Annotated in this window: 1 protein-coding gene and 1 pseudogene; one reads left to right on the forward strand and one right to left on the reverse strand. The window is 74.9% G+C overall.

From position 1 onward, the window contains the following. A pseudogene (locus tag H5J30_RS33480) lies at positions 1-433 on the forward strand (hypothetical protein); the annotation flags it as partial. 46 nt (positions 434-479) lie between these two features. On the opposite strand, the gene H5J30_RS33485 reads toward H5J30_RS33480, so the two are convergent. Next, positions 480-1,363 (reverse strand): SGNH/GDSL hydrolase family protein (locus tag H5J30_RS33485; RefSeq protein ID WP_181791508.1); only part of this gene is annotated, 884 nt, incomplete at its 5' end.

Genomic DNA, 1,363 nt, shown 5'->3' on the forward strand with positions numbered 1-1,363 from the left:
GGGCATCGCGATCATGAGCGGCTTCCAGCGCAAGGGGGCCTGGACGGTGCCGCGGCGCTTCACGATGTTCTCGTTCTGGGGTGGCGGCGAACTGGACCTGCGCGAGGCGGACTTCGAGGCCGCGGAGGTGGAGATCCGCTGCATCTCCATCATGGGCGGCGCGAACGTCGTCCTGCCGCCGGACCTCGCGCTGGAGGTGCGCGGCATCGGCATCATGGGCGGCTTCGACCACTCCCAGACCGGTGTCCCCCACACCCCCGGCACCCCGCGCGTCACGCTCACCGGCTTCGCCTTCTGGGGCGGCGTGGGGACGAGCCGGAAGAAGACGAAGGCGGCCCGGCGCGCGGAGGCGGAGGCGGCCCGGGAGGAGCGGCGGCTGGCCCGGGAGGAGCGGAGGCTCGCGCGCGAGGAGCGCCGCAAGCGCCCGGGGTAGTACGGGGCTTGCCCGGCGGCCGGGACCCGGGACGCCGGCGCCCGGGTCAGAGCACGGCCTGCGCGCGGGGCTTGAGGTCCGCGGGGTCCAGTGTCAAAGCCATCTCGTGGTAGCCCAGGTCCGTCAGGTGCAGATGGTCGCCCGAGTCGTACGCCGGGTGCAGGCGGTCCGGCCGGTCCGGGTCGCGCACCGCCGCGTCGAAGTCGAGGACCGCGTCGAAGACGCCGCCCGCGCGTATCCGCTCGTTGACCTGCTGCCGTACGCGCTCCGCCCGCGGCGTGTACGCCGGGTGCCCCCGGAACGGCATCAGCGTCGCGCCGAGGACCCTGAGGCCCCGGTCGCGGGACTGCCGGGCGGTCTCGCGCAGCCCGGCGACGATGGCGGCCGCGTCGGCGGTCCGCGGGGACTTGAGGATGTCGTTGATGCCGAGTTCGACGACGACGGCCTGGACGCCGGTGCGCGAAAGCACGTCGCGGTCCAGGCGGTTGAGCCCGGAGGGGCCGTTGTCCGGGTACGCGGTGCCGCCGTCGGCGAGCACGCGGTTGCCGCTGATCCCCAGGTTGAGGACCCCGTAGCGGGGCGCGCCGGGCTCCTCGCGCAGGCGCAGGGCGAGGTAGTCCGTCCAGCGGCGGTTGGCGCCGGGGGTGGAGGTGGTGCCGTCGGTGAGCGAGTCGCCGAGGACGGCGACGGTGCCGGTGGCGTGCTCGCTCCAGACGTCGACGGCGGTGACGTAGCGCCAGGACCGGAACTCCCGGTCGTACGCGGCCCCTTCGGTGTCCCGGGTGTGGTCGCCGGCGGCCAGGTAGGAGGTCTGGAGCGCGTGCGGGTGGTACGTGACCGGGCCGCCCGGCGCCGGTGCGTACGTCGTCACCAGCAGGTCCGTGTCGGCCGGCACCCGCAGCCGCACGGGGTCGCTGGTCACCGTCCGGC

The organism is Streptomyces phytophilus (assembly GCF_013870535.1).
Taxonomy (GTDB): Bacteria; Actinomycetota; Actinomycetes; order Streptomycetales; family Streptomycetaceae; genus Streptomyces; species Streptomyces phytophilus.